At 45.2% G+C, this 24,832-nt stretch carries 22 protein-coding genes; 15 read left to right on the top strand and 7 right to left on the bottom strand.

What is annotated here, in order from left to right:
- Window positions 1-42: 42 nt before the first annotated feature.
- From FLM53_RS21900 to FLM53_RS21870, 7 genes are all read left to right on the top strand, one after another.
- Entirely contained in the window at window positions 43-2,079 is a 2,037-nt protein-coding gene (locus FLM53_RS21900; RefSeq protein WP_176679413.1) for a TonB-dependent siderophore receptor, read from the top strand.
- A gap of 206 nt (window positions 2,080-2,285) precedes the next feature.
- On the top strand, window positions 2,286-4,445 hold the full coding sequence (locus tag FLM53_RS21895; RefSeq protein ID WP_176679414.1) for a TonB-dependent siderophore receptor: 2,160 nt from the start codon (window positions 2,286-2,288) through the stop codon (window positions 4,443-4,445).
- Between the two features lie 87 nt (window positions 4,446-4,532).
- The gene (locus FLM53_RS21890; RefSeq protein ID WP_176679415.1) at window positions 4,533-5,510 is read left to right on the top strand and encodes a Fe(3+) dicitrate ABC transporter substrate-binding protein FecB; all 978 of its coding nucleotides are present in this window, start codon (window positions 4,533-4,535) and stop codon (window positions 5,508-5,510) included.
- Window positions 5,507-6,541: an iron ABC transporter permease gene (locus FLM53_RS21885; RefSeq protein WP_176679416.1), complete on the top strand. Its 1,035-nt coding sequence runs from the start codon at window positions 5,507-5,509 to the stop codon at window positions 6,539-6,541. Before FLM53_RS21890 ends, FLM53_RS21885 begins: the two co-directional genes overlap by 4 nt.
- A complete protein-coding gene (locus FLM53_RS21880) occupies window positions 6,541-7,512 on the top strand; it encodes an iron ABC transporter permease (RefSeq protein ID WP_176679417.1) in 972 nt (323 codons plus the stop codon). The genes FLM53_RS21885 and FLM53_RS21880 overlap by 1 nt, the downstream gene beginning before the upstream one ends.
- A gap of 2 nt (window positions 7,513-7,514) precedes the next feature.
- Window positions 7,515-8,279, top strand: a complete 765-nt coding sequence (fecE, locus tag FLM53_RS21875; RefSeq protein WP_176679418.1) for a Fe(3+) dicitrate ABC transporter ATP-binding protein FecE — start codon at window positions 7,515-7,517, stop codon at window positions 8,277-8,279.
- A 191-nt stretch (window positions 8,280-8,470) separates the two neighbouring features.
- On the top strand, window positions 8,471-8,857 hold the full coding sequence (locus tag FLM53_RS21870) for a hypothetical protein (RefSeq protein ID WP_176679419.1): 387 nt from the start codon (window positions 8,471-8,473) through the stop codon (window positions 8,855-8,857).
- A gap of 102 nt (window positions 8,858-8,959) precedes the next feature.
- On the opposite strand, the gene FLM53_RS21865 is transcribed toward FLM53_RS21870, so the two are convergent.
- Window positions 8,960-9,892 (bottom strand): LysR family transcriptional regulator, encoded by a 933-nt coding sequence (locus FLM53_RS21865; RefSeq protein ID WP_176679420.1) that lies wholly within the window; start codon window positions 9,890-9,892, stop codon window positions 8,960-8,962.
- Between the two features lie 210 nt (window positions 9,893-10,102).
- Here FLM53_RS21865 and FLM53_RS21860 point away from each other — a divergent pair, with 210 nt between their 5' ends.
- The 3 genes from FLM53_RS21860 (at window position 10,103) to FLM53_RS21850 (ending at window position 13,256) form a co-directional block, all read left to right on the top strand.
- Entirely contained in the window at window positions 10,103-10,888 is a 786-nt protein-coding gene (locus FLM53_RS21860; protein WP_176679421.1) for a glycine betaine ABC transporter substrate-binding protein, read from the top strand.
- 155 nt (window positions 10,889-11,043) lie between these two features.
- Window positions 11,044-12,069, top strand: coding sequence for a zinc-binding alcohol dehydrogenase family protein (locus FLM53_RS21855; protein WP_176679422.1), 1,026 nt, complete (start codon window positions 11,044-11,046; stop codon window positions 12,067-12,069).
- A gap of 173 nt (window positions 12,070-12,242) precedes the next feature.
- On the top strand, window positions 12,243-13,256 hold the full coding sequence (locus FLM53_RS21850) for an IS110 family transposase (protein ID WP_176679423.1): 1,014 nt from the start codon (window positions 12,243-12,245) through the stop codon (window positions 13,254-13,256).
- 276 nt (window positions 13,257-13,532) lie between these two features.
- Here FLM53_RS21850 and FLM53_RS21845 read toward each other — a convergent pair whose 3' ends face one another.
- Together FLM53_RS21845 and FLM53_RS21840 are read right to left on the bottom strand one after the other, a co-directional pair.
- A complete protein-coding gene (locus FLM53_RS21845; RefSeq protein WP_176679424.1) occupies window positions 13,533-14,141 on the bottom strand; it encodes a CIA30 family protein in 609 nt (202 codons plus the stop codon).
- 51 nt (window positions 14,142-14,192) lie between these two features.
- On the bottom strand, window positions 14,193-14,459 hold the full coding sequence (locus FLM53_RS21840) for a DUF3081 domain-containing protein (RefSeq protein WP_176679425.1): 267 nt from the start codon (window positions 14,457-14,459) through the stop codon (window positions 14,193-14,195).
- A gap of 346 nt (window positions 14,460-14,805) precedes the next feature.
- Here FLM53_RS21840 and FLM53_RS21835 point away from each other — a divergent pair, with 346 nt between their 5' ends.
- The gene (locus FLM53_RS21835) at window positions 14,806-15,786 is read left to right on the top strand and encodes a bile acid:sodium symporter family protein (protein WP_176679426.1); all 981 of its coding nucleotides are present in this window, start codon (window positions 14,806-14,808) and stop codon (window positions 15,784-15,786) included.
- A 71-nt stretch (window positions 15,787-15,857) separates the two neighbouring features.
- On the opposite strand, the gene FLM53_RS21830 is transcribed toward FLM53_RS21835, so the two are convergent.
- Window positions 15,858-16,478, bottom strand: coding sequence for a heme-binding beta-barrel domain-containing protein (locus tag FLM53_RS21830; RefSeq protein WP_176679427.1), 621 nt, complete (start codon window positions 16,476-16,478; stop codon window positions 15,858-15,860).
- 299 nt (window positions 16,479-16,777) lie between these two features.
- On the opposite strand from FLM53_RS21830, the gene FLM53_RS21825 reads away from it, so the two are divergent.
- Together FLM53_RS21825 and FLM53_RS21820 are read left to right on the top strand one after the other, a co-directional pair.
- Window positions 16,778-17,671, top strand: coding sequence for a DMT family transporter (locus FLM53_RS21825; protein ID WP_176679428.1), 894 nt, complete (start codon window positions 16,778-16,780; stop codon window positions 17,669-17,671).
- 205 nt (window positions 17,672-17,876) lie between these two features.
- Window positions 17,877-18,296, top strand: a complete 420-nt coding sequence (locus FLM53_RS21820; protein WP_017065925.1) for a VOC family protein — start codon at window positions 17,877-17,879, stop codon at window positions 18,294-18,296.
- Between the two features lie 93 nt (window positions 18,297-18,389).
- On the opposite strand, the gene FLM53_RS21815 is transcribed toward FLM53_RS21820, so the two are convergent.
- Window positions 18,390-19,289, bottom strand: a complete 900-nt coding sequence (locus FLM53_RS21815; RefSeq protein ID WP_081090052.1) for a DMT family transporter — start codon at window positions 19,287-19,289, stop codon at window positions 18,390-18,392.
- Window positions 19,290-19,589: 300 nt separating this feature from the next.
- Here FLM53_RS21815 and FLM53_RS21810 point away from each other — a divergent pair, with 300 nt between their 5' ends.
- Complete coding sequence (locus FLM53_RS21810) at window positions 19,590-20,990, top strand: alpha-amylase family protein (RefSeq protein WP_176679429.1); 1,401 nt, start codon at window positions 19,590-19,592, stop codon at window positions 20,988-20,990.
- A 116-nt stretch (window positions 20,991-21,106) separates the two neighbouring features.
- Here FLM53_RS21810 and FLM53_RS21805 read toward each other — a convergent pair whose 3' ends face one another.
- Together FLM53_RS21805 and FLM53_RS21800 are read right to left on the bottom strand one after the other, a co-directional pair.
- Window positions 21,107-22,228, bottom strand: coding sequence for an NAD(P)/FAD-dependent oxidoreductase (locus tag FLM53_RS21805; protein ID WP_176679430.1), 1,122 nt, complete (start codon window positions 22,226-22,228; stop codon window positions 21,107-21,109).
- A gap of 132 nt (window positions 22,229-22,360) precedes the next feature.
- Entirely contained in the window at window positions 22,361-23,332 is a 972-nt protein-coding gene (locus FLM53_RS21800) for a LysR family transcriptional regulator (RefSeq protein WP_176679431.1), read from the bottom strand.
- Window positions 23,333-23,432: 100 nt separating this feature from the next.
- Between FLM53_RS21800 and FLM53_RS21795 the strand changes: the two genes are divergently transcribed.
- On the top strand, window positions 23,433-24,785 hold the full coding sequence (locus tag FLM53_RS21795; protein ID WP_176679432.1) for an MATE family efflux transporter: 1,353 nt from the start codon (window positions 23,433-23,435) through the stop codon (window positions 24,783-24,785).
- Window positions 24,786-24,832 lie beyond the last annotated feature (47 nt).

Raw genomic sequence — 24,832 nt, 5'->3', positions numbered from 1 at the left:
TTCGCATTAATGTAAATTTATAAACTAAAACGGAATTAGAAAATGAACATGAGATTGATCTTGTCCCCCCTTGCTTTAGCGATTGGAGGTGCATTGACGGCGGTGGCTGGTGTGTCAACTGCAGTGGCGGAAGAACAAGTCACTGTAGATGAAACGGTGCAAATTATTGGCCATCAATATGAAGGCTATGCAGAGCACATGCCTCAATCAGGAACCAAGACGGATGTCGAGTGGTTAGATGTGCCACAAGCGGTATCGGTGGTTACAAAGACAGAAATGGAAGACCGTGGTGCGGTGCGTTTAGTGGAAGCACTTGATGGTGTCGCAGGGGTTAACAATACCCTCGGTGAAGGCAGCCGAGACCAATTCGTGATTCGTGGTTTCGATTCGCTAAATGACATGTATCGTGATGGTATGCGTGACGATGGAACGTTGCAGTCGTATCGCAGCCTAGCCAATATTGAGCGTGTTGAAGTGGTAAAAGGCCCAGCCGGTGCACTTTATGGCCGAGGCTCTGCGGGCGGTATCATCAACTTGGTAACGAAACGCGCTAACGGTGACAACTTCACCAACGTAAATGGCAGTGTAGGCAGCAACAGTCAGTTTGTGGGTCAAGTTGACAGCTCGATGGCGTTTTCAGACAAGGTTAATGGCCGTATCAATGTGGAACATCGACAAGCTGACTCTTACGTCGATCATGTTGATTCCAATGATTTCTTTATTGCCCCAACAATTCGAGTGATGCCTTCTGATGGACACATTATTGATCTCGATGTTGAATATTCTCACCAAGAACTGGTGCCATATCGTGGTGTTCCATCTAAGAATGGCAAGCCTGTTGATGTCTCAGAGAGTACTTTCTACGGTGGCACCAACGATTATCAAGAGTCAGACAGCATTCGTGTGGGTATTGACTATGAGTGGCGTTTAAACAGCGAATGGGCATGGACAAACCGCGCAGCGTATAACCATATCGAGCTTGAACAAAAGGGCACACGTCAAGGCACGGTAACAGGTGATCAAGTATCTCAAACCGTGAACAACTTCGGCTATGACCCTCGTACCACGACAACACTACAGTCTGAGTTGGTTTGGGAAACCGATTCTAACCAAATGATGATTGGCGCCGATTACAACCAGATCAATATCGATCTCACTCTCGCAAGCGACAAAACCCTACCTCCGAAAGATATCTATAATCCTGTTGCAGGTCCAACACCTGATCCGGGTTTCAAACCTTTCCGTGATAACACGACAACGACCACTGGCGTCTACATTCAAGACGTTTACACCTTTGGTGATCTTTCAGTGATCGGCAATGTGCGTTACGACTCGATGGAGCTTGAGCAGCAAAAAGCGGGCTCAGAAAAAGAGAACCTCGACGATAACAAAGTGAGCTACCGCGGTGGTTTGGTCTACCGAATCAACAGCGATATGTCCGTGTACGCAAGCTTAGCTCGCTCATGGCAACTGCCTTACTCAGGTATCTACATCAACCCTAAATTAGCTGAATTCTTCCACACCGATCTAAAAGAAATTGGCGCAAAAGCTTATCTATTAGATAACGCTTTGATGCTGAATGCAGCGATCTTCCAAATCGATCAAGAGCAGCCAGAAACCAATACAGACGGAGACGTGGTCAACAAGATTGAAGCGCGTCACCAAGGTATTGAACTGGAAGCTCGCGGTCAGATAACAGAGCAATGGGACATTTCGGTTGGATATAGCTATCTCGATGCGGAAGACAAAGAGACAGGTAAAAAGCCAAACGATGTGTCTGACCACCTGTTCTCACTTTGGAGTACTTACCAGCTAGACGACAACTGGCGTTTAGGTGGTGGTGTGAAATACGTTGGCGATCGTTACGCGGGTAATGACGAAGCCGTTGCACTAGGCGATTACACCACAGTTGATTTGATGGCAGCGTATACCACGGGTCGTCACAAAGTCCAAGCGAACGCTTACAACGTGTTGAACGAAGAATACATTCTGGGAGCAACCAACGGCACGTCTGGCACAAACCAAATTGGTTACGGTGCCCCTGCTGAATTCATGCTCAGCTACGGCTATCAGTTTTAAAAGCTAAGTATGTTCTAAGAGCTAGTTCAGTTCTAGGAGTTAGCTCATTTCTAAGAGCTATTTTAACTCCAAAAACGATTGATTTGTTCGCTACGAATGAGTGAACAGTTGGCTTCATTTTGAGGCCGTTTAGCCCATAGGGTCAAAGTGCAGGCATCACCGAAAATACAGCCTTTGACCCTAACCTGTCTATTTAGGAGATTTTCATGTCTTACCAGAATTTGGATGGTAAACCTCAATTGCAGCAACATAAGCAACTGCAAGAGCCAATACAGAACAAAGCACAGCTGCGTCTAAGTGCACTTGCAGTCGCCATCGCTTCAGTGACTTCCATGGGCGCATTTGCTGCGTCTGATCCTCAAACAACGACCATGGAAACGGTTGTCGTGACGGGTAGCTTAATCGGTAACTCGGAGCTAGAGGATGTGAAAGAGTATCCGGGAGCGCGTACCGTTCTAACTAACGAACAAATTAAAAAGACTGGCGCACTTTCGATTGATTCGGCCTTCCAAAGTGTTCCGGGCATTAAGGTTCAAGACGAAACGGGCACGGGGGTGCTGCCTAACATCTCGGTGCGTGGCTTGAAAGCCAGTCGCAGTGGTCATGCTCAATTTCTAATGGACGGTGTGCCACTGACTCTTGCACCTTATGGTCATACTGGACAATCTATTTTCCCTGCGACGCTGTCGATGCTTGACCGAATTGATATCGTACGTGGAGGCGCTGCTGTGCAGTACGGGCCAAACAACGTGGGTGGCGTGATCAACTTGGTGACTAAGCCTATTCCGCAAGAGTGGCAAACAGAAATCAGTAATCGCTTTACTGTATTCGAGGATGGCGATACGCCACTTAATGATTTTTACTTGCGCACTGGTGGCTGGCTAACTGATACGCTTGCGCTTCAAGTCGAAGGTAACTTCCTAAAAGGTGAAAGCTTCCGTGAACATTCAGATACCGATGTCGAAAACTTCCAAGCGAAGTTGCAGTGGTTACTGAGTGATACTCAAGAGTTACAAGCTTTCGTGCAGCGTTATGATGCAGACACGCAAATGCCGGGTGCTTTATCGCCAGAAGATTACAAGAATGATCGTACCCAATCGAAGCGTCCATATGATGAATACCAAGGTAAATCGACGCGTTGGAGCCTAAAGTATTTGCATGATTTGAACATTGCCGATAGTGCAGAGCTAGAGATACTGACATTTGGTCACCGCTCTGAGCGCTTCTTCCAATGGGGCTTTAATAGCGCGGGCGCTCACTGGGCGGATCCGGCATTACCATCAACCGATATTCGCACTTCACCACGTGAGTTTTCTGTTTATGGCGTTGAGCCTAAAATCGCGATGTATTTTGACGGTAATACCGTGACACAAAATGTCATTGTGGGTGCGCGTTACGTTAATGAAGACATCGATTACAAGCTCACTCAGACATCAATTTCGAGTGGAGTAACAACAACGCCGCGCGATTGGCATTTGGATACCGACGCTTTCGCTGGCTATATCAGCAATGAAATTGGCTTGTTTAATGATGTATTAAAGGTGACTCCTGGTATTCGTTACGAATCAATAGACATGGCATTTAATGATTTGGGCAAAGCGGAGAATACCGACAACAAAGTGACTGAGTGGTTGCCGGGCTTAACCGTGGCATACCACCTTACGGAGCAATGGGTTGGTTACACCAATGCGCAGAAATCTCTGCGTGCACCACAAATTGCTTACATCCGAGGCAAAGGTGAAGAAGGCAGTGAGCTAGCATGGAACTACGAGTTGGGCGCTCGCTACAATCAAGATTCAACCAGCTTTAACATTGCACTTTACCGTATTGACTTTGAAGATCAGCTGCAATGGCAAAGTGCTACCCAAACTTTCGATAACATTGGTAAAACCCTTCATCAAGGTGTTGAACTCTCTGGTCGTTATACTCCTCAAGCGATGCAAGCTCTGAGTTTGGGCGCTGGCTATAACTACTTAGATGCAACGTTAGAGGAAGAGGGCGCAAACAAGGGTAACCAACTTCCTTACACGTCTAAGCATCAATTTAGCTGGGATGCGACCTATGCGTTTAGCAAGCTAGATACCACCTTGTCTGGTTACTACTTCAGTGAATCATATTCTGACAATGCTAATACCAGTGCTGAGGATGCAACGGGAGCGACAGGTAAAGTACCGGCCTACATGGTATGGAACTTCAACTTAGGTTCGGATTTGTATAAGGCCCAAAACAGTAAGCTGCGAATGAACTTTGCAGTCAATAACCTGTTTGATGAGGACTATTATTTCCGTGGTATTGATACCAGCCCAGTTGGTCGCTATCCAGCACCAGGGCGCTCTTACACCTTGGATCTGAATTACCAGTTCTAATACGTAATTTATTGAAAATCATAACGAATAAAAGTCGCCAATACTCTTGGCGACTTTCACGGTTCTAGCGTTAAAGGAAAATTAAATATGGAAAACAGCTCTCGACTCTTGTTTTCAAATCCACTGCTGCTGTCGAATGGACTATTGTCATTCAATCGGCCTTTTTTATTCAGCAGGATAGCGATAGCCATAACGTTTTTGGCTTTAGGCTTGTTCTCATTTTCCAGTTCAGCACAAACGAGGACGATACAAGACGAGCAAGGTCAGTTTGAGATCGCCACTACGCCACAACGCATCGTGGTACTGGAGTTCTCATTTGTAGATGCGTTAGCTGCGGTAGGTGTTTCTCCTGTTGGTGTAGCCGATGACAATGATGCTTCTCGAGTGATTCCGGCGGTGCGTGATTTGGTTCAACCATGGGAATCGGTTGGTATGCGCTCTCAGCCAAGCCTAGAAGCCATTGCGATATTAAAGCCCGATTTGATCATTGCAGATGCTGAGCGCCACCGAACGGTTTACCAAGACCTACAACGAATCGCGCCAACTCTGTTGTTGAAAAGCCGCGGCGAGACGTATCAAGAGAATTTGGAATCAGCACTCAAGGTAGGTATCGCGCTCAATAAGCAATCGGCAATGGAGCAACGAATTCAGCAACATCAGCAAGTCATGTCTGATTTCAAAAGTCATTTTACCCTTAAACAAACCGTCCAATTTGCTGTCGTGTCGGATAAAGGTATGTGGTTACATAGCCCTGCATCTTATGCCGGAGGAGTGCTCACTACATTAGGTGTTGCAAGCCCTATTGCTAAAAAAACAGAGAAGGCTTATTTACCAACCAGTTTTGAGTTGTTATTGAAAACCAATCCGGATTGGTTGCTGATTGGTGCTTACTCTCACCCGAATATTATTAATGATTGGCAGAAAAATCCGTTATTCAACCTACTGACTTCAACAAAAAACAAGCAAGTTGTTGAAGTGTCACCAGCGCTTTGGTCATTGAATCGAGGCATTGTAGCCGCAGAGCAAATAGCGAAAAATCTAGAGCAGATTCTGGAACCATCATGAGTACGATGTTGTTTTCTACAGGCAAGCGATCTCTGTCAGTACTGTCGTGGCGAGCGACGCTGTTTACGATCTTGGTATCGTGTTTGGCTCTGTCTGGTTATGTAGCGTCTATGGTGGGGTGGTCTAATTTCTCTCTAACATTAAGTGACTTGATTGATTATTGGTTTACGTTTGATGAAAGCAATATGACTCATCAAATATTGGCGACATTAAGAGCACCAAGAGCTTACGCAGGGCTTTTGATTGGTGCGAGTTTGGCTGTCGCTGGGTTATTGATGCAAGGCTTAACGCGCAACCCACTCGCGTCTCCATCGATTCTTGGCATTAACGCTGGTGCTGCCTGTTTTATGGCGTTAGCTGCAATAGGCACCCCCGTGGTCAGCGAGCTAAATCCAATTCTCAATGCCGTTCTTGGCGCGCTCCTCAGTGGCGGTGCCGTGATGCTTCTTGGTGGCTTTTTTTCTGCTCGATCTCATCCATTGCGTTTGGTTTTGGCGGGTATTGCCATTACTGCGTTGTTGATTGGATTGACCCGCGCGGCGCTGATCCTCGCTGACGATATGGCTTATAGCGTATTGCATTGGCTTACAGGATCTTTGTCTAGTGTGGATGATAGGCAATGGCAACAACTTTGGCCGCCTGTTGTGATTGGTTTGGTGTTGGCAATGAGCCTTGCTCGCAACCTCAACCTACTGGCACTTGGCGAAGAAGTTGCCGTGGGGTTGGGCAGTAACATCAGGCTTACTCGTCTAATTAGTGGACTGACGATTGTGTTGCTTGCCGGATCAAGTGTCGCTATCGCAGGGCCAATTGGCTTTGTTGGTTTGTTAGTACCTCATTTGGTTAGATCTATGGTTGGGCACAATTATCATCTACTCATTCCTATTTCCGCATTGGCTGGCGCAGCATTAGTCTCTTGGTCAGATGCATTATCACGAGCAATTGCTTTTCCGACTGAAACGCCTGTCGGTGTTATTACGGCTTTAGTCGGGACGCCTTGTTTTATCTTGATTGCGACGAGGAGATCTTAATGCACCACTACACGAAGGTTTTTCTGTTATTTGGGCTGCTTGTTATTGTCGCATCCGCAGGTTTGTTTGTCGGCGCAGCTTCACTTTCTGTTTCTCAAGTGATCGAACATTTGGTCGCGTTTTCTAGTGACGATTTTATTATCCATCAGTATCGGCTACCACGTATGTTGCTCGCGATAAGTGTGGGAGCCGGATTAGGACTTTCGGGCGTATTGGTGCAAGGGGTGATACGTAACCCTTTGGCATCGCCAGATCTTATGGGCATTAGTGCTGGAGCCGGGCTTGCCGCTACAGCGAGTTTAGTTTGGTTTCCTAATGCACCTGTTAGTGCGCTTCCGCTGGTGGCGATGTTCGGTGGAGTTTTCGCTGCTGGATTGATTGGAGTGTTGGCATGGTGGTCAAGGCCAACACCCGCCAAATTAGCGTTGATTGGTATTGCGGTGAGCGCGTTCCTTGCCAGTTGCATAGATTTCCTACTTGTAACCAATCCTATCGAGATTAATACGGCCATGGTATGGCTAACAGGCAGTCTCTGGGGCAGAAACTGGCAACAAGTACCCTTTATTTGGAGTGCATTATTCTTGTTATTGCCAATGGTATTATGGCTCGCTTGGCGATTAGATGTGATGGGACTTGGCGAGGAAAGTGCAACCACATTGGGTACTAAACCGAAACAGATTCAGGCTCTCGCGCTGTTGGCTGCAGTTTTGCTTGCCAGCATCAGTGTTTCAGTTGCAGGAACGATCAGTTTTGTAGGTTTATTAGCACCTCACTTGGCTCGCTTGCTATTTGGGTATAACCATAAATTTTTGATCCCAGCATCGGCACTGGTGGGGGCAATTTTGGTTGCTTGTGCTGATGGCTTGGCAAGAGGCCTACAACCACCGATTGAACTGCCAGCAGGGGTTCTTACTTCCGTGATCGGCGCGCCTTATTTCATTTTTCTTCTCTATCGTTATCGAGGTTGGTAACCATGCTTAAAACGCAGAATCTTTCCGTCGCGTACGGCAAACAAACGATCATACCGAACCTTTCAGTTTCGATCCCAAAGGGTAAGGTCACCGCCTTAATTGGACCAAATGGGTGTGGTAAATCCACCTTGTTAAAGACGTTAGTGAGAATCAACAAACCAGCGACAGGAGAGGTGTTGTTTGAAGACAAACCACTGTCGAGTTATGGCGATAAAGCACTTGCGCGTTCGTTATCACTTTTGCCACAAATTTTGGTTAGTCCGGAAGGTATCACGGTAAGAAAGCTCGTCGAATATGGGCGTTCGCCTTATATCTCTCATTGGGGAAGGTTAGGACAAGAAGACCAAGTTATTGTGGAACAAGCGATGCGTGATACTGGTGTGCTCGAGTTTGCCGATAAACCGGTTGAGTCATTGTCTGGTGGTCAAAGACAACGAGCGTGGATTGCGATGGTGATAGCACAAGACACAGATTTAGTGATGTTAGATGAGCCGACCACATACCTTGATATGTCTCACCAAGTCGAGTTGATGAACTTGATGCAGCAGATGAATACTAAAGGAAAAACGGTGGTGGTTGTGTTGCATGATCTTAACCAAGCGTGCCGTTACTGCGATCATTTAGTGGTTTTAGAAAAAGGGTGTGTTGTTGCTGAAGGTTCACCTGATGAGGTGATGACTGAGACATTACTGGATGATGTTTTCGACCTTAAAGCGAGAGTATTCCCTGACCCTATTTCAAATACGCCAATGTGTGTAGCGATTTAGGAGGTTATCAAACCATTGGGAGTTGTAAGTCGGCAATTGGTATTTCGGCATTTTTCTGTACATTAGGTATTATCTTGTTTTGTGTTTGGTAAAATAACCCTCGCGAATCAGTCTCTGGTTGTGATTGAGATAGTATTTTGCTACAAAACGCGCATAATCTCGCTATACAACATTTAAAGAAGAAATTACCTATGACTACCTTTCAATACTACTTTCACCAACTGCCTTGCTTCGACTGTAAAAAGACATCTGTAAGTACTGATCTTGGTTGGTTAACGCCTGCGATGAAAGATGCTGCTGTAGCACAAGTAACTGCGACGCTTACACAAGGTGAAGTTACGCCAGATCTTTCAGCGGACGTAGTTTGTACGAAAGAAGAAGCTCGCGAATACTTGCTGCTGAACTTCTTTGGTTATTCAGAAGAAGAGCTAGAAAGCGGGATCGAAGCGGATGATGAGAAAGAAGTCGCTGATGAAATCGCAGAACTACTAGAAGAAGGTAAAGACACGATCACCTTCGAACATGAAATTGCGCTTCAGTGCTGTGCTGACTGTGATGTTGAAGACGAGTCAAACTAAGCACTCGTATTAGACGATACATCCATCAATAGGTGCGATGTTCAAATGATTAAAGGCGTTAGTGGATTAAAGTTCACTAACGTCTTTTTTATTCTTAGGTCGTTAAGACTTTTGAGTTTCTATAATGCCTTGCTCGCTCAACTGAGAAAGGATCTCTGAGGTTTTCTCGCGGAATAGATCTCTTAATAAGCGGACGGTCGGGGTGATGGATTGACGACTCGGGCACACTAACCACAGCTCGGTTGAGGTTGGCTTGAACTCGGGCATGACTTTAACCACTTCGCCAGCAAGCAGATGACTCGACATATCTAAACAAGACTTTATTGCCACCCCTTTCCCTGCCACACACCAGCGCCTAACAAGGTCAGCATCATTTGAGGCGCGATTCCCTTTTAGTTTCACTTTATGATCTTGTTTACCGTCATTAAACACCCATTCGTCTTGCAACATATCATGCAGCTGATACAGCAGACCATTGTGATCAGCTAGGTCGCTTGGCTGGTTTGGTGTTCCCATCTCGGCCAAGTATGCAGGCGCTGCACACAATATTCTTGGCACATCGCAGATCTTAAAGCCGTACATGTTGGCATCATTCGGAGAACCATAACGCAAAGCCATGTCTACAGAATCACGGTAGAAATCGATGTTGCTGTCACTGATGCTGGTGCGAAGTGTAGCCTTTGGGTATTCAAGCAGAAATTCATCAAGCCAAGGTGTAATGAGGTTACGTCCTAAATCCGAAGAAAGCGCGATGCGGATTTCTCCGTCTAAGATACCAAGCTCTTCACGCATGTTGAGTTTGGCTTGCTCTAACATCTTCAAGGCTTGCTCACACTCAGGTAAATAGCGCTCGCCTGCAGAGGAAAGCCGTAAATGACGAGTGGTTCTTACAAACAGTTCAGCACCCAGTGCGGCTTCAACACGTTTGACGGCAGCACTCGCGGTTGCGGTACGCATGTCTAGGTTGGTGGCTGCTGCGGTGATACTACGAAACTCCGCCACCTTTAAAATGACCTGCAAGTCTTCAAGAAGCATATTATCTACCTGTGTTTGATAATGTTCTAAACATTGTATTGAGATTTTTGCTAATCATAAAGTGGGTTGATCCCAATTCATCTCTTTTAAGCTAGCTTTATATGCGCAATTGCCAAAATATATTTGAGAATCATTCAAATATTAGGCTGTTTTTCGCTGATTTTTACCCATGTACTATCTCTATCAAGCCGAACAAAAGGGGATAACAACATGACTAAGAAAATCACAATTGGCGTAACAGATTTGTCGTTTCACCGAACCACTGCATCATTGGTTACCAATGTATTAAACGCAATGGGCTTCGAGGTGGAGCGTGTTTTTTCTCCTCATCAAGAAAATTTCGAAAAGCTAAAAGCGGGTGAAGTAGACATGCTTTCTTCGGCTTGGTTGCCATCAAGCCACGGTATCTACAAAGCGGACGTTGAGGAAGTTGAGCCACTTATTGAACTTGGCCTTCACTATGAACCTTATGCGTTGTGGGGCGTGCCTGATTATGTCCCTGAAGAAGCTGTTTCTGAGGTCGCTGATCTATTAAAGCCTGAAGTTATCGAGAAAATGAACTCTACCATTCAGGGTATTAACCCCGGTGCAGGCATTACACGCTTCTCTATTCAGATGATGAAAGAGTACGGCCTGAGCGATGCGGGTTACGAGTTTTTTCCTGGTAGTGAAGACGATTGTTTTAATGCCTTTGAAAGCGCCGTAGCGAACAATGAGTGGGTTGTTGTGCCGCTGTGGAAACCTCAATTCTTGCATTATCGCTATGACATTCGAGAGCTCAAAGAGCCAAAAGGCTTACTCGGTATTGTTGATAGAGCAGTACTTCTTTTAAGAGACGATAAGAAGCACTTGTTTAGCGAACAACAAATCCAGACGTTAGATTCATTGCGATTCTCAAACGATATTATCGCAGAGCTAGATTATAAAGTTTGCCGTGAAGGTAAGCCACAAGATGAAGTAACGCGTGACTGGTTGATTGAGCAAGGTCTTATCTAACCCTATACCGTTGATAACAGAGCTACTTGTTCGTGTTGCTCAATCAGTGGTAACACGATTATCAAAAAATAATTGAATATGATTCAAACATTAGGCGGTTTATCTAAATTGAGAGTCAACTAAGATTAACTTATCTAATTCAAGGAGAAAGCACAATGTCAGTACCATCAAAAATGAAAGCTATCGGATTTACTCAGTCACTTGCGATTACAGAACAAGACAGCTTAGTTGAGTTTGAAACAAACCTTCCAGAATTAAAAGAACATGATCTGCTTGTGAAAGTGAGCGCGACGTCTATCAATCCAGCAGACGCAAAAATTCGAATTCGCAGTGCTCAAGATAAAACTCTCGAGCAACCAAAAGTCCTTGGTTATGACGCGGTTGGTGAAGTTGTGGGTAAAGGTACAGACGTTGAAGGCTTTGAACTAGGCGACCGTGTTTACTATGCAGGTGATGTAACACGCATGGGCGCTAATGCAGAATACCAAGCCGTGGATTACCGTATTACGGCGAAAGCACCAAAGAGCCTTTCTGATGAAGCTGCTGCAGTTATGCCGCTAGCAACACTTACTGCGTGGGAAGCGTTGTTTGATCGCCTACGTGTGCGTCCAGAAGAGAAAAAATCCATTCTTATCATTGGTGGAGCTGGTGGCGTAGGTTCAATTACGATTCAATTGGCGAGCCAGCTGACTAACCTGACTGTGATTGCGACGGCTTCAAGACCTGAAACTGAACAGTGGGTAAGAGATATGGGTGCAGACCATGTGGTGAATCACCGTAACTTGGTTAAATCTGTACGAGAGCAAGGCATTCAGCATGTCGACTACATCTTCAATGTTGCTGATACTAAAGGGCACTGGGAATCGATGGTTGAGCTGATTGCACCACAAGGCATGATCAGTTCTATTGTGGAGTTTGATGGCGGGATTGATCTGTCTGCACTGCAAGGCAAGTCAGCAGGTTTTGTGTGGGAGCTGATGTTTACACGTTCACTGTTCAACACTGACGATATTCAGAAACAACAAGATATCCTGTTCCAAGCAGCGAACCTGATTGATTCTGGCCGTATCAAATCTACGCTTACCACCACATTGAATGGCTTTAGTGTTGAGACACTGAAAGATGCGCATCAACGTATTGAAAGCAGCGCATCGATTGGTAAAACAGCCATCAAATACTAAGTAATGTTGATTTAGACCTTTGAAGCGTTGATCTTTTTAACCGTTTGAACGCTTGAATAGAAAGCCCCTGATACTTATCGTGAATCGGTAAGATATCAGGGGCTTAATTATATGGTCCGCCTCACTCTCAAGCCCTTAAGCTTAGAGTAGGCTCTCAGAATGAGGTGAACCATATGTCTTCTATTCATATTTTAGGTATCGACCTAGGTAAACATTGCTTCCATGCTATCGCACATAACCGTTGTGGAGTGGAGGTGCTTCGTCGTAAATTTAATCGTAACCAACTCTTAATCTTTCTTAGAAAAATAGAACCAACAACTATTGCTTTCGAAGCCTGTGGCGGTGCTCATTGGCTTGCTCGAAAGTGTAGTGAGTTTGGGCATCAACCCCGACTTATTCCTCCTCAGTATGTTAAGCCTTATGTCAAAGGCAATAAAAACGATTTCATCGATGCTTCAGCGATCGCAGAGGCTGCGGGTCGACCGACCATGAGGTTTGTAGCTGTAAAAAGTGAAGAGGCTCAAGTCATCGCAGCGATTCATCGAGTCAGAGATAGTTATATCAAGGAGAGAACTGCCACTATGTCGCGGATCGGAGCGATCTTACTTGAGTTCGGCCTTAGCTTTCCCAAAGGGCATGCAAAGATGAAGTCTCTGTTTCAATGGTTAGCAGAACAAACCGTCTCATTACCCAAAAGCTTGCTATGTGAATTGATATCTATCCACGAACATTACAAGTACCTTAATGAACAAATCAAAACTCAAGATAACAAGCTTCAAACTATTGTTAATAACAACGAAAGTGCTCAATTATTAAAAACTATCCCTGGGATTGGCGATCTTACCTCCACATTGTGTCTTGCCGATGTAAGCTCTCCGAGTAACTTTACCAATGGCCGTGAGATGGCGGCTTGGTTGGGGCTTGTGCCAAGGCAATTCTCAACGGGAGGAAAGACCAAACTACTTGGTATGAGTAAACGAGGGAATAAACACCTCAGGACTCTGTTTGTCCATGGGGCAAGAGCTGTACTCTCTAGACTAGAGACGACAGGGAAAGTGTTTGGAGAGTGGCTTGTGAACCTACGAGCCACCAAACCATTTAATGTAGTGGTAGTCGCATTAGCCAACAAGTTAGTAAGGATAGCTTGGGCGGTGTTATACCACCGCCAAGCTTTTAAGGCTGTTTAGCTATAACCAAGTTTGCAACGCCAATGAACGTGATGACAAAAACGGTCAATCGGCCAGATTAAGAACCTGACACAAAAAATAGCAACCAATGCTTTGGGCTTTTTAAGGATAATCTGGCGCGGATATCATCGTGGAGCTGGGAAGCTAGTGCTCCCAACAAGGACTCCGAATACATTAGCGCAAACCAACTCCGTTATTACTTAATTGTAGTTGCAATAACGGGGCGGACCATACATTTTTTATTAAGTGATTTACTGAGTTTATTCCAACAAAGCTCTACTCAGTTTCTTGGAGCGTTTTGAATTGAATCTGAATGAGGTTTAGCTCGAAGGGCAGAGGCTGTTTATCTGCAATCAAAAAGCCGACCTGTTTGATGTCTTGAGCTTTAAGTTCCGGTGCTCCGCTGAGTAATCGACCTCTGAACACGGCTTGAAAGTCCTTAAGTTGGAAGAGTTTCTTAAGTTGCTCGCCTTTGATGGTCTCAAAGTTGTGCTTGTAGTTGGTTCGATAACCGTCTTTCCATGTAGCGAACCTTAATTGGTAAGTGCGACCATCACCAACAAGCGTCAGCTCAACGTTGTCTACTCCGGGTCTTAGTGATTCAATCGAGCGGTTGATTGAGCTAAAGCCACCATTGTTCTCTAACGATAACTCGCCTTTAAACTGACTAACCCCACCGTTATAAATAACTCCACCAGTTGAGATGCCGCCCATCACGTTATCGTTGGTCGCTGTCCAGTTCTTATGTTCGTTCGCTTGTGTGAAATCAATCATCTCTGTTCCTGCTGTTGACGCTTTAGACCATAAAAAAGAGAGGCTGAGCATTAGCCATAAAGGAGCTACTCGTTTACGTAATGAAGATGCCTTAAAAGCAGATTCGTTCATGATTTTCTCCGATAGCCGATAGCCGATAATAGTGATGAGCCTGTTTGCGCTTTATGGAGAAGGTTCAGTAGCGAGCATACCCAGACAGTGTTCGATGAATTCAGAATAGTTTGAAGCGTTGTCGTACTCAATTTTTAGCGAGCCATGAAACATCAGCGTCACAGTGACATCTTTATAGCTTAGCCAACAGGTGTAACCATCGTAATCATGCCAAGCCGTCATTTCGCCAACTTGATATTTGTTGTCCCGTTGCTCACCGGAAGAGCGAATAAACTCAAACACTCTGAGAAACTCAATAATGGTGATTCTGTTGTCCATGTGTTGCTCCCGCTGCGTCATCTTTGAGAATAGGCTGATCTTTGGTGTTTAGATTAACTACGTCTTTCTTTCATATCCTTACGGCTTACCTCTGTGCCCCGATCACTGAAAGGGTCTTATCTTCGCGATAAACCGCTGTTTTATAATATTTTCATCGTCATTCCATAGATCTGATCAATCCTGAGCAAAACGGGCGTAACAAACTCGAATAACGATGTTAACCCTCAAGGTAAAGACGAGCTTAATTTGCGTTTATGGTGGTTAATTAAAATTAGAGTCGATAGGATAAATAGCATCGGAGCCGGGTTATTGGCTGAAATGGAATCTACAGAAAGTGCGTGTCAACATGATAGAAAAACTGAAAAAGGAATGGTTTCTTGTAGGGATGGTGGTGGCTATGGTCGTTGCTGTTTTTACGCCAGATTGGGGTAAATCGGGTGGGGTACTTCATCTCGATACGGTAACTGTTCTCGGCATCGCTTTGGTGTTTTTCTTACACGGTTTGGGTTTGTCTCCCAAAGCCATTCTTGAGGGGCTTTCAAATTGGAAGCTGCACGTTTTTGTACAAAGCGCGACCTTCTTAGTTTACCCACTGCTTTGGGTGATATTCGGGCAAGGCTTTGTCGCTTATATGCCAGCAGCTTTGGCCTTTGGTTTCTGTTATCTCTTCGTTTTGCCGAGTACGATTTCGTCTTCAGTCGCGATGACGGTGATTGGAAAAGGAAACCTGCCTGGTGCGATATTCAATGCGTCGCTTTCTAGTATTTTAGGTGTGTTCATTGCGCCTTTACTGATTCAACTCTTTATGGGACTGGAAGGCGCAGAGTTGAACCTGATGGAGTCTGTAATCTCTATATCTAAAATGCTGCTATTGCCAATGATTGTCGGTCAGTTGATGCGCCCATTGCTTTTTGAATGGACTCAGAAACACAAGTCAGTGGTCAACAAATTAGATAAATACGTGATACTGCTGATTGTTTACAGTGCTTTCTGTGACTCCATTGAGCATGGGATTTGGAGTGACTTTTCACCAATGCTGTTGCTAGTGTCGGCGGTGATTTGTTTAGTGGTATTGATGGTGATGGTACACGGTATTCAATGGAGTGCCCGTAAGTTTGGATTCAATCATCAAGATGAAGTGGCGGCTGTGTTCTGTGGTACCAAGAAGACTTTAGCAGCAGGTATTCCTATGGCTAAGGTTATCTTTGCTCACAACCCTAATCTAGGGATGATATTACTGCCAATCATGCTCTATCACCCGATTCAGATCTTTTATTGTGCGGTGCTAGCCAACCGTTACGCCAAGGTTGATATACAATCGAGTTAAACTTGTTTGTTGTTACAAGTACAACAGAAAAACGCCTTTCACTTCGCTGTGAAAGGCGTTTGTATTTGAATTTACTTCACTTTAATTAGCGTGCTTGAATCGGTATGAGCAAAAGCGTTGTCGTAGATCTCTAAGCCCGTTGTTTGAGAGTAAGTTAGCGTGTCGTCTGAAATACTGATGTTCATTGTGAAGCCCGTGGTGGTTGCGTTGTCTGTCATGTATTCAGACTCAGCGATACCGCGTTTAGACGCGACTAACGTCATTGTGTCACCAGCAGGGCCTTCCGCGGTGACACATGTGGTGCGTGGCACACAGTAAGAGTTGTACACGACCTGATTTTCTTGGTCGTAGATGAAGTAGCCACGTTGATCGTGGAATTTAGAATCGTCGGCCTTTCTGAATACTTCCTGCTTGTAGTACAGAGCAACAAGGTATTGGTCGCTGGCATTGGTTGCGTCTGCGGCAACCTCGAACGTCATCACTTCATAAAACGGTGTGACTGCAGGGCCACCCGCACCGACTTCTGTGCCTTCTTGACCTGGGGAGATATCAACGCCGCCTGTTTCGACTGATTTCCATGTGCCGACTAGTTTTGCCAATGGACCGAAATCCATTCCGTTGATTGTATTGTGGTCGGCTACTGCTGGAACCGAGATTACTGCTGCAATACTAAGTGCTAATAATTTTTTCACTGTAACTTCCTTTTTTGTAATTATACGACCTCAATAAAAGTAAGGTTATTGTGAAACCAGTTTATTAACCCAGATCAGTGTTCTTGGTTACTATGAAAGCGATTTGTAACTTGATGTATCAGTCAATAAGAGAATATTAACGTGACTAAATATTGAGCGAAGAGCCGTAATTTGTTTATCGAGGTTTAATTCAAAATTGCATTAATCTGAGCCTTCGTAATTTTGCTATTACACATTTCAAATTCTCATGTATGATGTGCGCCCATAATTGTATGACAAATGTGTAATCTTCCTTCTGTATGAATAAAGCTGTTAACCACGCCATTTTGCTTTTGGTGCTCGCAAACCTACTTGCGTCCTTTTCAGATGTATCGTTGAAGATACTGAATGGCGAAGTCCCTACGTTCCAGTATGTGTTTATCCGTCAGCTATTGAGCGTGATCTTGCTGCTTCCATTTTGGTTAAAGTTGCCGAGAGAAACGCGTATGCAAGGCGGCTGCCGTATCAACTTCTTAAGGGCTCAATTTATCTTGGTGGGGAGTGGCTGCGCGATGATCGCCATTACACACCTTACTTTGGCGACAGCAAACGCGATGTTCTATGTTGGACCAATCCTTATGCTGCCTTTGTCGATAGTGCTGTTGAAAGAAAGGCCGACATCTTCAAAAGTGATCGCGACCTTAATTGGTTTTGTGGGCGTGTTGATCGTATTACGCCCAGAGCAATTTCACTGGGCAGCGATTGCTGGGCTAGGCAGTGCGCTTGCGATGGGCGTGGGTAACATCTTGATCAAACGCCTGAACGCAGAGCAACACATTATCTCTACTCTGTTCTGGACCAGCATTATGACTCTGCCACTCGCACTGGCATTTGCACTACCAACTTGGTCTGCGATTGAATGGCATCATGTGGGTTGGATCATGGCAATCAACTTGTTCGTACTTGGATACCATGCGCTTGTGGTGGTGGCTTACAAAAAAGCCCCTGCCAACCAAATTGCGCTTGCCGAATATTCCGGGTTGGTGTTCGTGACACTGTTTGGTGTTATGTGGTTTGATGAGATTCCAGACATCCTGACGCTGGTGGGCATTAGCCTCATCGTTATTCCTATGATGCCGATTAAATGGAAGAAGGTTTTCAAGTGGAGAGAGCGAGCCGCTTTAGAAGTTGAGGTTACTCCGCCTAAACCATAGCGACCAGTCTCTATTTCATTCTGGATTCCAAATAAACCACATTAGGGAAGGTCGTCTAAACTTAGGGTTGGTATCGCTTCAAAATACGACAATTTGGGCTCTAAAAACGTTCTCGAAATAAATGCAAATTAGTGCTTTACCTCAACTTAACTTGAGGTATTAGGATATGCAACGTTGCTTACGAGAATACTTTAAGGAGAGAAGAATGATCCAACTTGAACATGTGAATTTAGTCGTTAAGGACATCCCTGAAATGCTGACTTTCTATAAAGCGGCGTTTCCACACTGGTACGTTCGTGATGAAGGAAAAGGCGAATGGTCAGGCAAGCCACGTAACTGGCTGCATTTTGGTGACGAGTACCAATACATCGCATTGAGTGATCACGGAGAGGGTGAAAATAGAGATTTAGCAGGGCACTCGGTTGGTCTCGCGCACTTTGCTTATGTGACTAATAATATCGAAAGCGTCACTCAACGTCTTATCGATGCGGGCTTCCCGATTGCTAAACCCGGCGCTGAAGAACCTTACCGTAAAAATGTCTACTTTGTGGATCCGGCAGGCTTTGAAATCGAGTTCGTTGAATATCTGAGTGATGATCCCAAACTGCGTAATGCTACAAGCTAGCGGAATAAGTAGGAATAAATGAAAAAGGGCATTGTGGAATATTCCGCAATGCCCTTTTAGATTCTATTTATTAGCTGATATTGAGAGGGTTACTTATTTAGCCTTGAACGGCACTAACAGTTGTTTACCAAACACGTTAATGAGTGCGCCAGTGACAATCAGGCCACCACCTAGATAAGTCCAAACCGATGGGATTTCATTAAAGATCCACACGCCTAACAGCGCCGAAAAGACAATCTGAACGTAAGAGTAAGCCGAAGCTTTGCCCGCTGCTTGTGTCTGCATTGCCTTGGTTAAACCGTATTGGCCGATTTGAGTGAAAATACCAACGAGTACAAGCATCACAGTTAAGAATAGGCTTGGCCACACAAAGTCGTTCCAGATAAGGGCTGTAGAGATCGGTAGGGCAACCAGTGGGAAGTAGAAGATGATGACAGAGCTGTCTTCCGTTTGGCTCAGCTTTCTCACAATCACATAAGCGATTGAGCTACCAAACGCGCCACATAACGCCACCATAATGCTGAACAAAGGCAGTTCGCTGCTCGCGCCGCTGTTCATGCTTGGTTGTACCATCACTAATAATCCCGCAAGGCAGAATGCAATGCAGATCATGGTCGACTTTTGGACGCGTTCTTTCAGGAATAACACACCGAGCAATGCCGTAAATACGGGATGCACGTATTGTAGGATGGTCGCTTCTGCTAGCGGTAGAGTGGTCACAGCGTAGTAAACACACATCAGTGCAGCAGTGCCGACTGCGCCTCGAACGAACAACAGAGGTTTGTTATTACCCCAGATAGAAATGCCTTTTCGTTTTACGTCGATGTAGCTGATGATCAAAGACACCAACGCCCTCGCTGCAACAATTTCAAATACAGGTATGCCGTAGTTGCTGATGTATTTCACACAAGCTGACATCAGTGCGAATCCAAAAGCAGAAAGGATCATGAATCGAACCCCAACAGGGATCATTGAAAAAGAGAAAGAAGGCATAAAAATATCAATCGGTTGAGGGAAAAGGAATGATAGCTTAGTTTAGGAGAGGCGACCAAAGTCTTTGTCCTGTTCTCGTCAACTTGATTCAATTAATTCTCATTTCTACTCTTTACGCATACCTGTACAACCCCATAAAACGCACATCACATTTTGTCCCACATAATATCGGCTATAGCTCAATTTTATAAAATCAACATCAACAGAAGGTGACGCTAATTCAACTCTGATTTATCGGTCGTTTTAATTGTCTCTATCGCTCATATCATTCTTGTGAATTTATAATGAGAGATATGTTCTATGAAACCAATAAATACCCTACTCATATCCACGCTCGCGCTTTGCTCTTTTAGTTCAGCGACTTACGCTGACACCATTTTGCATGCTTTCAACTGGAAGTACTCAGACGTAACAGCCAATGCCAACCAAATAGCCGAAGCGGGCTACAAGAAAGTGTTGGTTGCTCCGGCAATGAAATCCAGCGGCAGCCAATGGTGGGCGCGTTATCAACCACAAGATTTGCGTACTATTGATTCTCCGCTGGGGAATAAACAAGATTTGGCCGCAATGATCACCGCACTAAAAGATGTGGGTGTTGATGTTTACGCTGATGTCGTACTCAACCACATGGCGAATGAAAGCTGGAAACGAAGTGACTTGGACTACCCTGGAACAGAAGTGCTCAATGATTATGCCAGCCGTTCAAGCTACTATGCTGACCAGACTTTGTTTGGCAACTTAGCGCAAGGTTTTGTCTCGGCTAACGATTTCCATGCTGCAGGTTGCATTACTGACTGGAACGACCCGGGTCATGTTCAATACTGGCGCTTGTGTGGCGCTGATGGCGATGTAGGTCTTCCAGACCTAGACCCAAATAACTGGGTGGTTTCACAACAAGGTTTATATTTGAAAGCGTTAAAAGACATGGGCATCAAAGGTTTCCGTATTGACGCAGTGAAGCACATGAGCCAGTACCAAATCGATCAAGTGTTTACGCCTGAGATCACCGCGAACATGCATGTGTTTGGCGAGGTGATTACCAGTGGCGGGGCAGGGAACAGTGGTTATGAGTCGTTCTTAGCGCCTTACTTGAACAACACCAATCATTCTGCGTACGATTTCCCGCTGTTTGCTTCAATTCGATCAGCCTTCTCTATGAGTGGCGGTTTAAACCAACTGCATGATCCACAAGCGTACGGACAAGCTTTGGATGATAGTCGCTCAATCACTTTCGCTATCACACATGATATTCCAACTAATGACGGCTTCCGTTACCAAATAATGGATCCACAAGATGAGCAGCTTGCTTATGCGTATATCCTTGGTAAAGACGGTGGCACGCCGTTGATCTACAGTGATGATCTTCCTGATTCTGAAGACAAGGATAACGGCCGTTGGGGTAATGTGTGGAACAGTTCGACAATGAAAAACATGTTGAGCTTCCATAACGCGATGCAAGGTAAAACAATGACCATGATTTCGAGCGACCAGTGTACTTTGTTGTTCAAGCGTGGCAAAGAAGGTGTTGTGGGTATTAACAAATGTGGCGAAACGCGTGGTGTGACGGTCGATACCTACCAACATGAGTTCAATTGGCATGTTCAATACAAAGACGTATTAAGCAGCGCGACAGAAACCGTGACTTCTCGTTATCACACCTTCAACTTACCACCACGCAGTGCGCGTATGTTTAAGCTGTAGTGTCTGTTTAAGCTACAGTATCAGTTGTAGCTAGAGAGCTGACCCAATAACCTAAAAAGCCGCAGTGAATATTGCGGCTTTTCTAGTAGAGAAAGCATTGCTAGCGAATCAAGCCATTAAAAAGGAGAACGGCTATTCGTGATAGCAAACTGTTGGTAAAGCTCTGCGACCTCAACTGGGTTGAACTCATCTTTATAAGTCAGTTCACTGAGTCTGTGCGTGATATTTTGCAGTTCGTGAGATCGTTGTTGAGCACGCTGTTGGTAGCGTTTAAAAGCTTGCTCTGTGCCTTCAAAGTTCGAAGCAATGCTCTGTGCTAGCACATAAGCGTTCTCGATGCCCAAGCTGAAACCGATACCCATGGTCGGTAACACAGCGCAACATGAATCACCGAGTAAAACGGCATTATCACGATACCAAGTATCAAATGGTGCAACATCAGTAAGGGGAGAAGGCAAGATCTTCGATTCTGGTGTATCTCGAATCATATCCAGTAAATAACTCGGATAGTGAGCGAACTGCTCTAACACGGTTTGCTTAGAAAGCGTTTCACCTTCTTCAACAGCGCACGCAGCAAACCAGTATTTACCTTGGGTTTCTCGGTCATAAGTGTAAGTGACGATACGAGACTTATCGCCTGCGAATACATAACACTCGTCATCGCTGATCTCAGGCGCTTTGAAATCAATCTCACCGCGGCAGCAGTAAACGTTCGGCTGTCTCAGAGACACATCGGGTGCGACAAACTTTCTTACTTGAGAGAACACACCGTCGGCACCGACAATAATATCCGCGTCAAGTGGTTCGCCATTAATAAGAATCTGCGGTTGTTCGTTGTCTTGGTTTACTGTGCAGTGTTGGTTTGTTGCGATGCAGTCATCGCCTAATTCATTCAACAGCAGTTGGTATAAACGGCTGCGGTGAAACAAACCAATAGGTGCGTTGGCTTTGCTGGGCGAGTCACTCATGTTGAGCGTGTTGATGGGCAATCCCGTCGCCGTTAAGGTCGAAATAGTATCGACTTGGTTACACGCAGCTTTTACTTTATCGACACCCACTAATGCCGCAAGCACTTGCATGCCCTCTGGCCACATGATGATGCCCGTACCGTCAGTACGCGGTTGCTCGGCTTTCTCGTATATTCGAGCTTTAATACCAAATTTACGCAGTGATAATGCGAGTGCTAAACCATTCAGTCCCGCACCGATAATCGCAACTTTTAGACGCTGTTGTTCCATGACTTTCTCCTACGAATAGATGCCAGTATCTGTGTACTGGTTCATAGGGCGTAAGATAGGTCATTCGTATCGATAAATAAACGTTATAAATGATAAGGTTAATGCGATTTTTAATTCTTAGGCACAGATCCCTTAATGATCTTGGATAACACCAGACCAATGATTTTGGTGGGATAGTGCTTTCAACAATTCGATCTCTTTCGCTGTCTCTATTTTAAGCCAATCAATCAAACCACTGATCACAGGTGAGTGAGTGCGCTGGTGGATGAAATAGGTCCAAGCACTGTTCTGGATCTTGGCATTCTCTGGGCAATATAAGAAACCGCGTTGCAGATCCTGCAAAACCAAAAGCAGATCCGTCACCGTGACGCCTTCACCAGATAAGCACGCACTGAGCGCCATATCCAAAGACAAGAAGCTGGTATTTCTGACGGGCTTTTTCGGTGGCGATTCGACATCAGCTAGCCATACTTTCCAATCATGGTGATCTAAGGTCGGGTGCAGCCGTGGCATGGTTAAGATCGAATCGAGGTCGGTATCTTTCTTAGTCAAACCAACAGCATTCGTTAAGCTCGTGGAGCACACTGGAGCCATGAACTCTTCACGCAAGAAAGTGATGTCAGGCGCGTTGTCATAGCGTTTTTTGAATCGAGTGTGGAAGATCAACAGGTCATACTCACTGCTGTTAATGGCTTCATCTTCTTCAATCACGGGAACGATCACGATCTCGTAATCTGGGTAACGCTCGTTTAATTCACGAACCTTAGAGATCAACACGCGCGTAGCGAAACTCAGGGTTGCTTTGATCACTATGCGTTTCTGTTTCGGCTCACTCCAAGAGGCGATAACCGATTCGATATTGCCGTAGCTTTCACGCAAAGCGGCATACAAATCATGACCTTGCACCGTTAATTCAATCGCTCGATGCTTACGAATGATCAAAGATGCGTTCAGCTCATCTTCAAGCTGTTTGATCTGGCGGCTGATCGCACTCTGTGTCACGTTGAGCTCATCGGCAGCCAACGTAAAGCTCATCAGCCTTGCAGCCGCTTCGAAGGCTTTTAAGCCATTATGGGAGGATGGCAAGCTAGGATATGGGGTCATAATTCATTCGCATGAGTTTTTGGAATGTTAGAGTCGCAAATTTATCAATTGAACGCCAGCCCCATCGATCGTATTTTGGGCGAAATTAACTGAGGCGCTCATGAAAAAAATACTTACTCTTGCATTCCCTTTGATCATTTCACAGCTGATATCTATGGCTTTAGTCCTTACTGATGTTTGGATGATGTCGCGAATCAGCGTGTCAGCCCTTGCGGCTGGTGGCTTAGGTGCCTCTATTTACTTCTTCATCTTTATTATTGCGAGTAGCACAGTCGGTTGTGTCGCGAACCTGATCGCTATTGCTTATGGCCAGCGCGTGGCTCGCCCAGAGTTTGGTAATACACAAATCAGATTGGCGGTGAAAGGCGCAACCATGCTGGCGTTCGTGCTCAGCGTGACCTTAATGGCGAGTTTCTGGTTTGCTCCGCTGGTGTTGGAAGCGGCTAAACAACCTCAAGAAGTGATCACCTTAGCGATGGAATATGTACACGCTCTAAAATGGGTGATGTTGCCTTCGCTTATCTTATTGGTACTGCGTGGCTTAACCAGTGCGTTTGGTAATGTGCGTTCTATTCTCGTCATGTCGATTATCACTGTGATTTTGAATGTACCAGTGAGTTACTTCCTCACGTTCCAGTTAGATATGGGACTAACTGGCTTGGGTTTAGGCACGGCTATCGCGGCATTTATCGTGATGGTTGGATACACGGTTTGGGTGTTTAAACGTGACGAGTTCAAACAGTTCGCCCCTTGGCTAAATACCGAAGAGTACTCCATCAAGCTGATGAGCCCTTTGTTGTTAATGGGTTTACCTATAGGCTTAGCTGCCTTGCTTGAACACGGCTTGATTTACGGTGGCACTTTGATGGCAGGGACGATCAGTATTGCCTCTTTAGCGCTGCATCAAATCTTGCTGCAATGCTTAAGCTTTACGTGGAACTTCAACTTCGGTTTTTCGCAAGCTGCCGCAATTTTAGTAGGCCGTGATTATGGCGCAGGCAACTACGAAGGCATCAAAAGAACCTCGATTCAAAGCTTTATATTAGTGTCAGTGTTGAGTGTCGCTTTGTCTGCCGTATTCATCCTATGGCCTGAAATGATCGCTTCTATCTTCAAGTTGGATGACGGCACTGGCGCAATGACATCGCTATTGGCTTCAGTTATCTGGGTTGTCGCTCTGTGCTTTATTGTTGATGCTTGGCAATTGTTGGCGATTAACCTGCTAAGAGGGATGAAGATTGTCTCTATGCCAACGGTGATGACAGCCATTGGTTACTGGATGTTTGGCCTGCCTGCTGCTTGGTACTTGATGCCAAAATTCGAGCTAGCAGGGATCTGGGGTGGAATCGGCGTTGGTTTGGGTGTGACCGGTATTCTGCTGCTTATCCATTTGATGGTCGTGCTAAACAAGAGCAGCAAGACACCAGACTTAGATTGTTCAGCTTACTCTTAAGCTAGTTGATAACGAAAAGCCGCAGTCATCATAACGACTGAAGTGAC

Origin of the sequence: Vibrio sp. Scap24, from assembly GCF_013394185.1 — a bacterium.
GTDB lineage: Bacteria > Pseudomonadota > Gammaproteobacteria > Enterobacterales > Vibrionaceae > Vibrio > Vibrio pomeroyi.
Note: the sequence above shows the minus strand (reverse complement) of the source record. Positions and strands in the feature narration are given on the sequence as shown.

What these genes read in the sequence shown, in the direction of transcription:
- FLM53_RS21900 (WP_176679413.1), top strand. Translation starts at nt 43, where the DNA reads ATGAACATGAGATTGATCTTGTCCCCCCTTGCTTTAGCGATTGGAGGT.
- FLM53_RS21895 (WP_176679414.1), top strand. Translation starts at nt 2,286, where the DNA reads ATGTCTTACCAGAATTTGGATGGTAAACCTCAATTGCAGCAACATAAG.
- FLM53_RS21890 (WP_176679415.1), top strand. Translation starts at nt 4,533, where the DNA reads ATGGAAAACAGCTCTCGACTCTTGTTTTCAAATCCACTGCTGCTGTCG.
- FLM53_RS21885 (WP_176679416.1), top strand. Translation starts at nt 5,507, where the DNA reads ATGAGTACGATGTTGTTTTCTACAGGCAAGCGATCTCTGTCAGTACTG.
- FLM53_RS21880 (WP_176679417.1), top strand. Translation starts at nt 6,541, where the DNA reads ATGCACCACTACACGAAGGTTTTTCTGTTATTTGGGCTGCTTGTTATT.
- fecE (WP_176679418.1), top strand. Translation starts at nt 7,515, where the DNA reads ATGCTTAAAACGCAGAATCTTTCCGTCGCGTACGGCAAACAAACGATC.
- FLM53_RS21870 (WP_176679419.1), top strand. Translation starts at nt 8,471, where the DNA reads ATGACTACCTTTCAATACTACTTTCACCAACTGCCTTGCTTCGACTGT.
- FLM53_RS21865 (WP_176679420.1), bottom strand. Translation starts at nt 9,892, where the DNA reads ATGCTTCTTGAAGACTTGCAGGTCATTTTAAAGGTGGCGGAGTTTCGT.
- FLM53_RS21860 (WP_176679421.1), top strand. Translation starts at nt 10,103, where the DNA reads ATGACTAAGAAAATCACAATTGGCGTAACAGATTTGTCGTTTCACCGA.
- FLM53_RS21855 (WP_176679422.1), top strand. Translation starts at nt 11,044, where the DNA reads ATGTCAGTACCATCAAAAATGAAAGCTATCGGATTTACTCAGTCACTT.
- FLM53_RS21850 (WP_176679423.1), top strand. Translation starts at nt 12,243, where the DNA reads ATGTCTTCTATTCATATTTTAGGTATCGACCTAGGTAAACATTGCTTC.
- FLM53_RS21845 (WP_176679424.1), bottom strand. Translation starts at nt 14,141, where the DNA reads ATGAACGAATCTGCTTTTAAGGCATCTTCATTACGTAAACGAGTAGCT.
- FLM53_RS21840 (WP_176679425.1), bottom strand. Translation starts at nt 14,459, where the DNA reads ATGGACAACAGAATCACCATTATTGAGTTTCTCAGAGTGTTTGAGTTT.
- FLM53_RS21835 (WP_176679426.1), top strand. Translation starts at nt 14,806, where the DNA reads ATGATAGAAAAACTGAAAAAGGAATGGTTTCTTGTAGGGATGGTGGTG.
- FLM53_RS21825 (WP_176679428.1), top strand. Translation starts at nt 16,778, where the DNA reads ATGAATAAAGCTGTTAACCACGCCATTTTGCTTTTGGTGCTCGCAAAC.
- FLM53_RS21820 (WP_017065925.1), top strand. Translation starts at nt 17,877, where the DNA reads ATGATCCAACTTGAACATGTGAATTTAGTCGTTAAGGACATCCCTGAA.
- FLM53_RS21815 (WP_081090052.1), bottom strand. Translation starts at nt 19,289, where the DNA reads ATGCCTTCTTTCTCTTTTTCAATGATCCCTGTTGGGGTTCGATTCATG.
- FLM53_RS21810 (WP_176679429.1), top strand. Translation starts at nt 19,590, where the DNA reads ATGAAACCAATAAATACCCTACTCATATCCACGCTCGCGCTTTGCTCT.
- FLM53_RS21805 (WP_176679430.1), bottom strand. Translation starts at nt 22,228, where the DNA reads ATGGAACAACAGCGTCTAAAAGTTGCGATTATCGGTGCGGGACTGAAT.
- FLM53_RS21800 (WP_176679431.1), bottom strand. Translation starts at nt 23,332, where the DNA reads ATGACCCCATATCCTAGCTTGCCATCCTCCCATAATGGCTTAAAAGCC.
- FLM53_RS21795 (WP_176679432.1), top strand. Translation starts at nt 23,433, where the DNA reads ATGAAAAAAATACTTACTCTTGCATTCCCTTTGATCATTTCACAGCTG.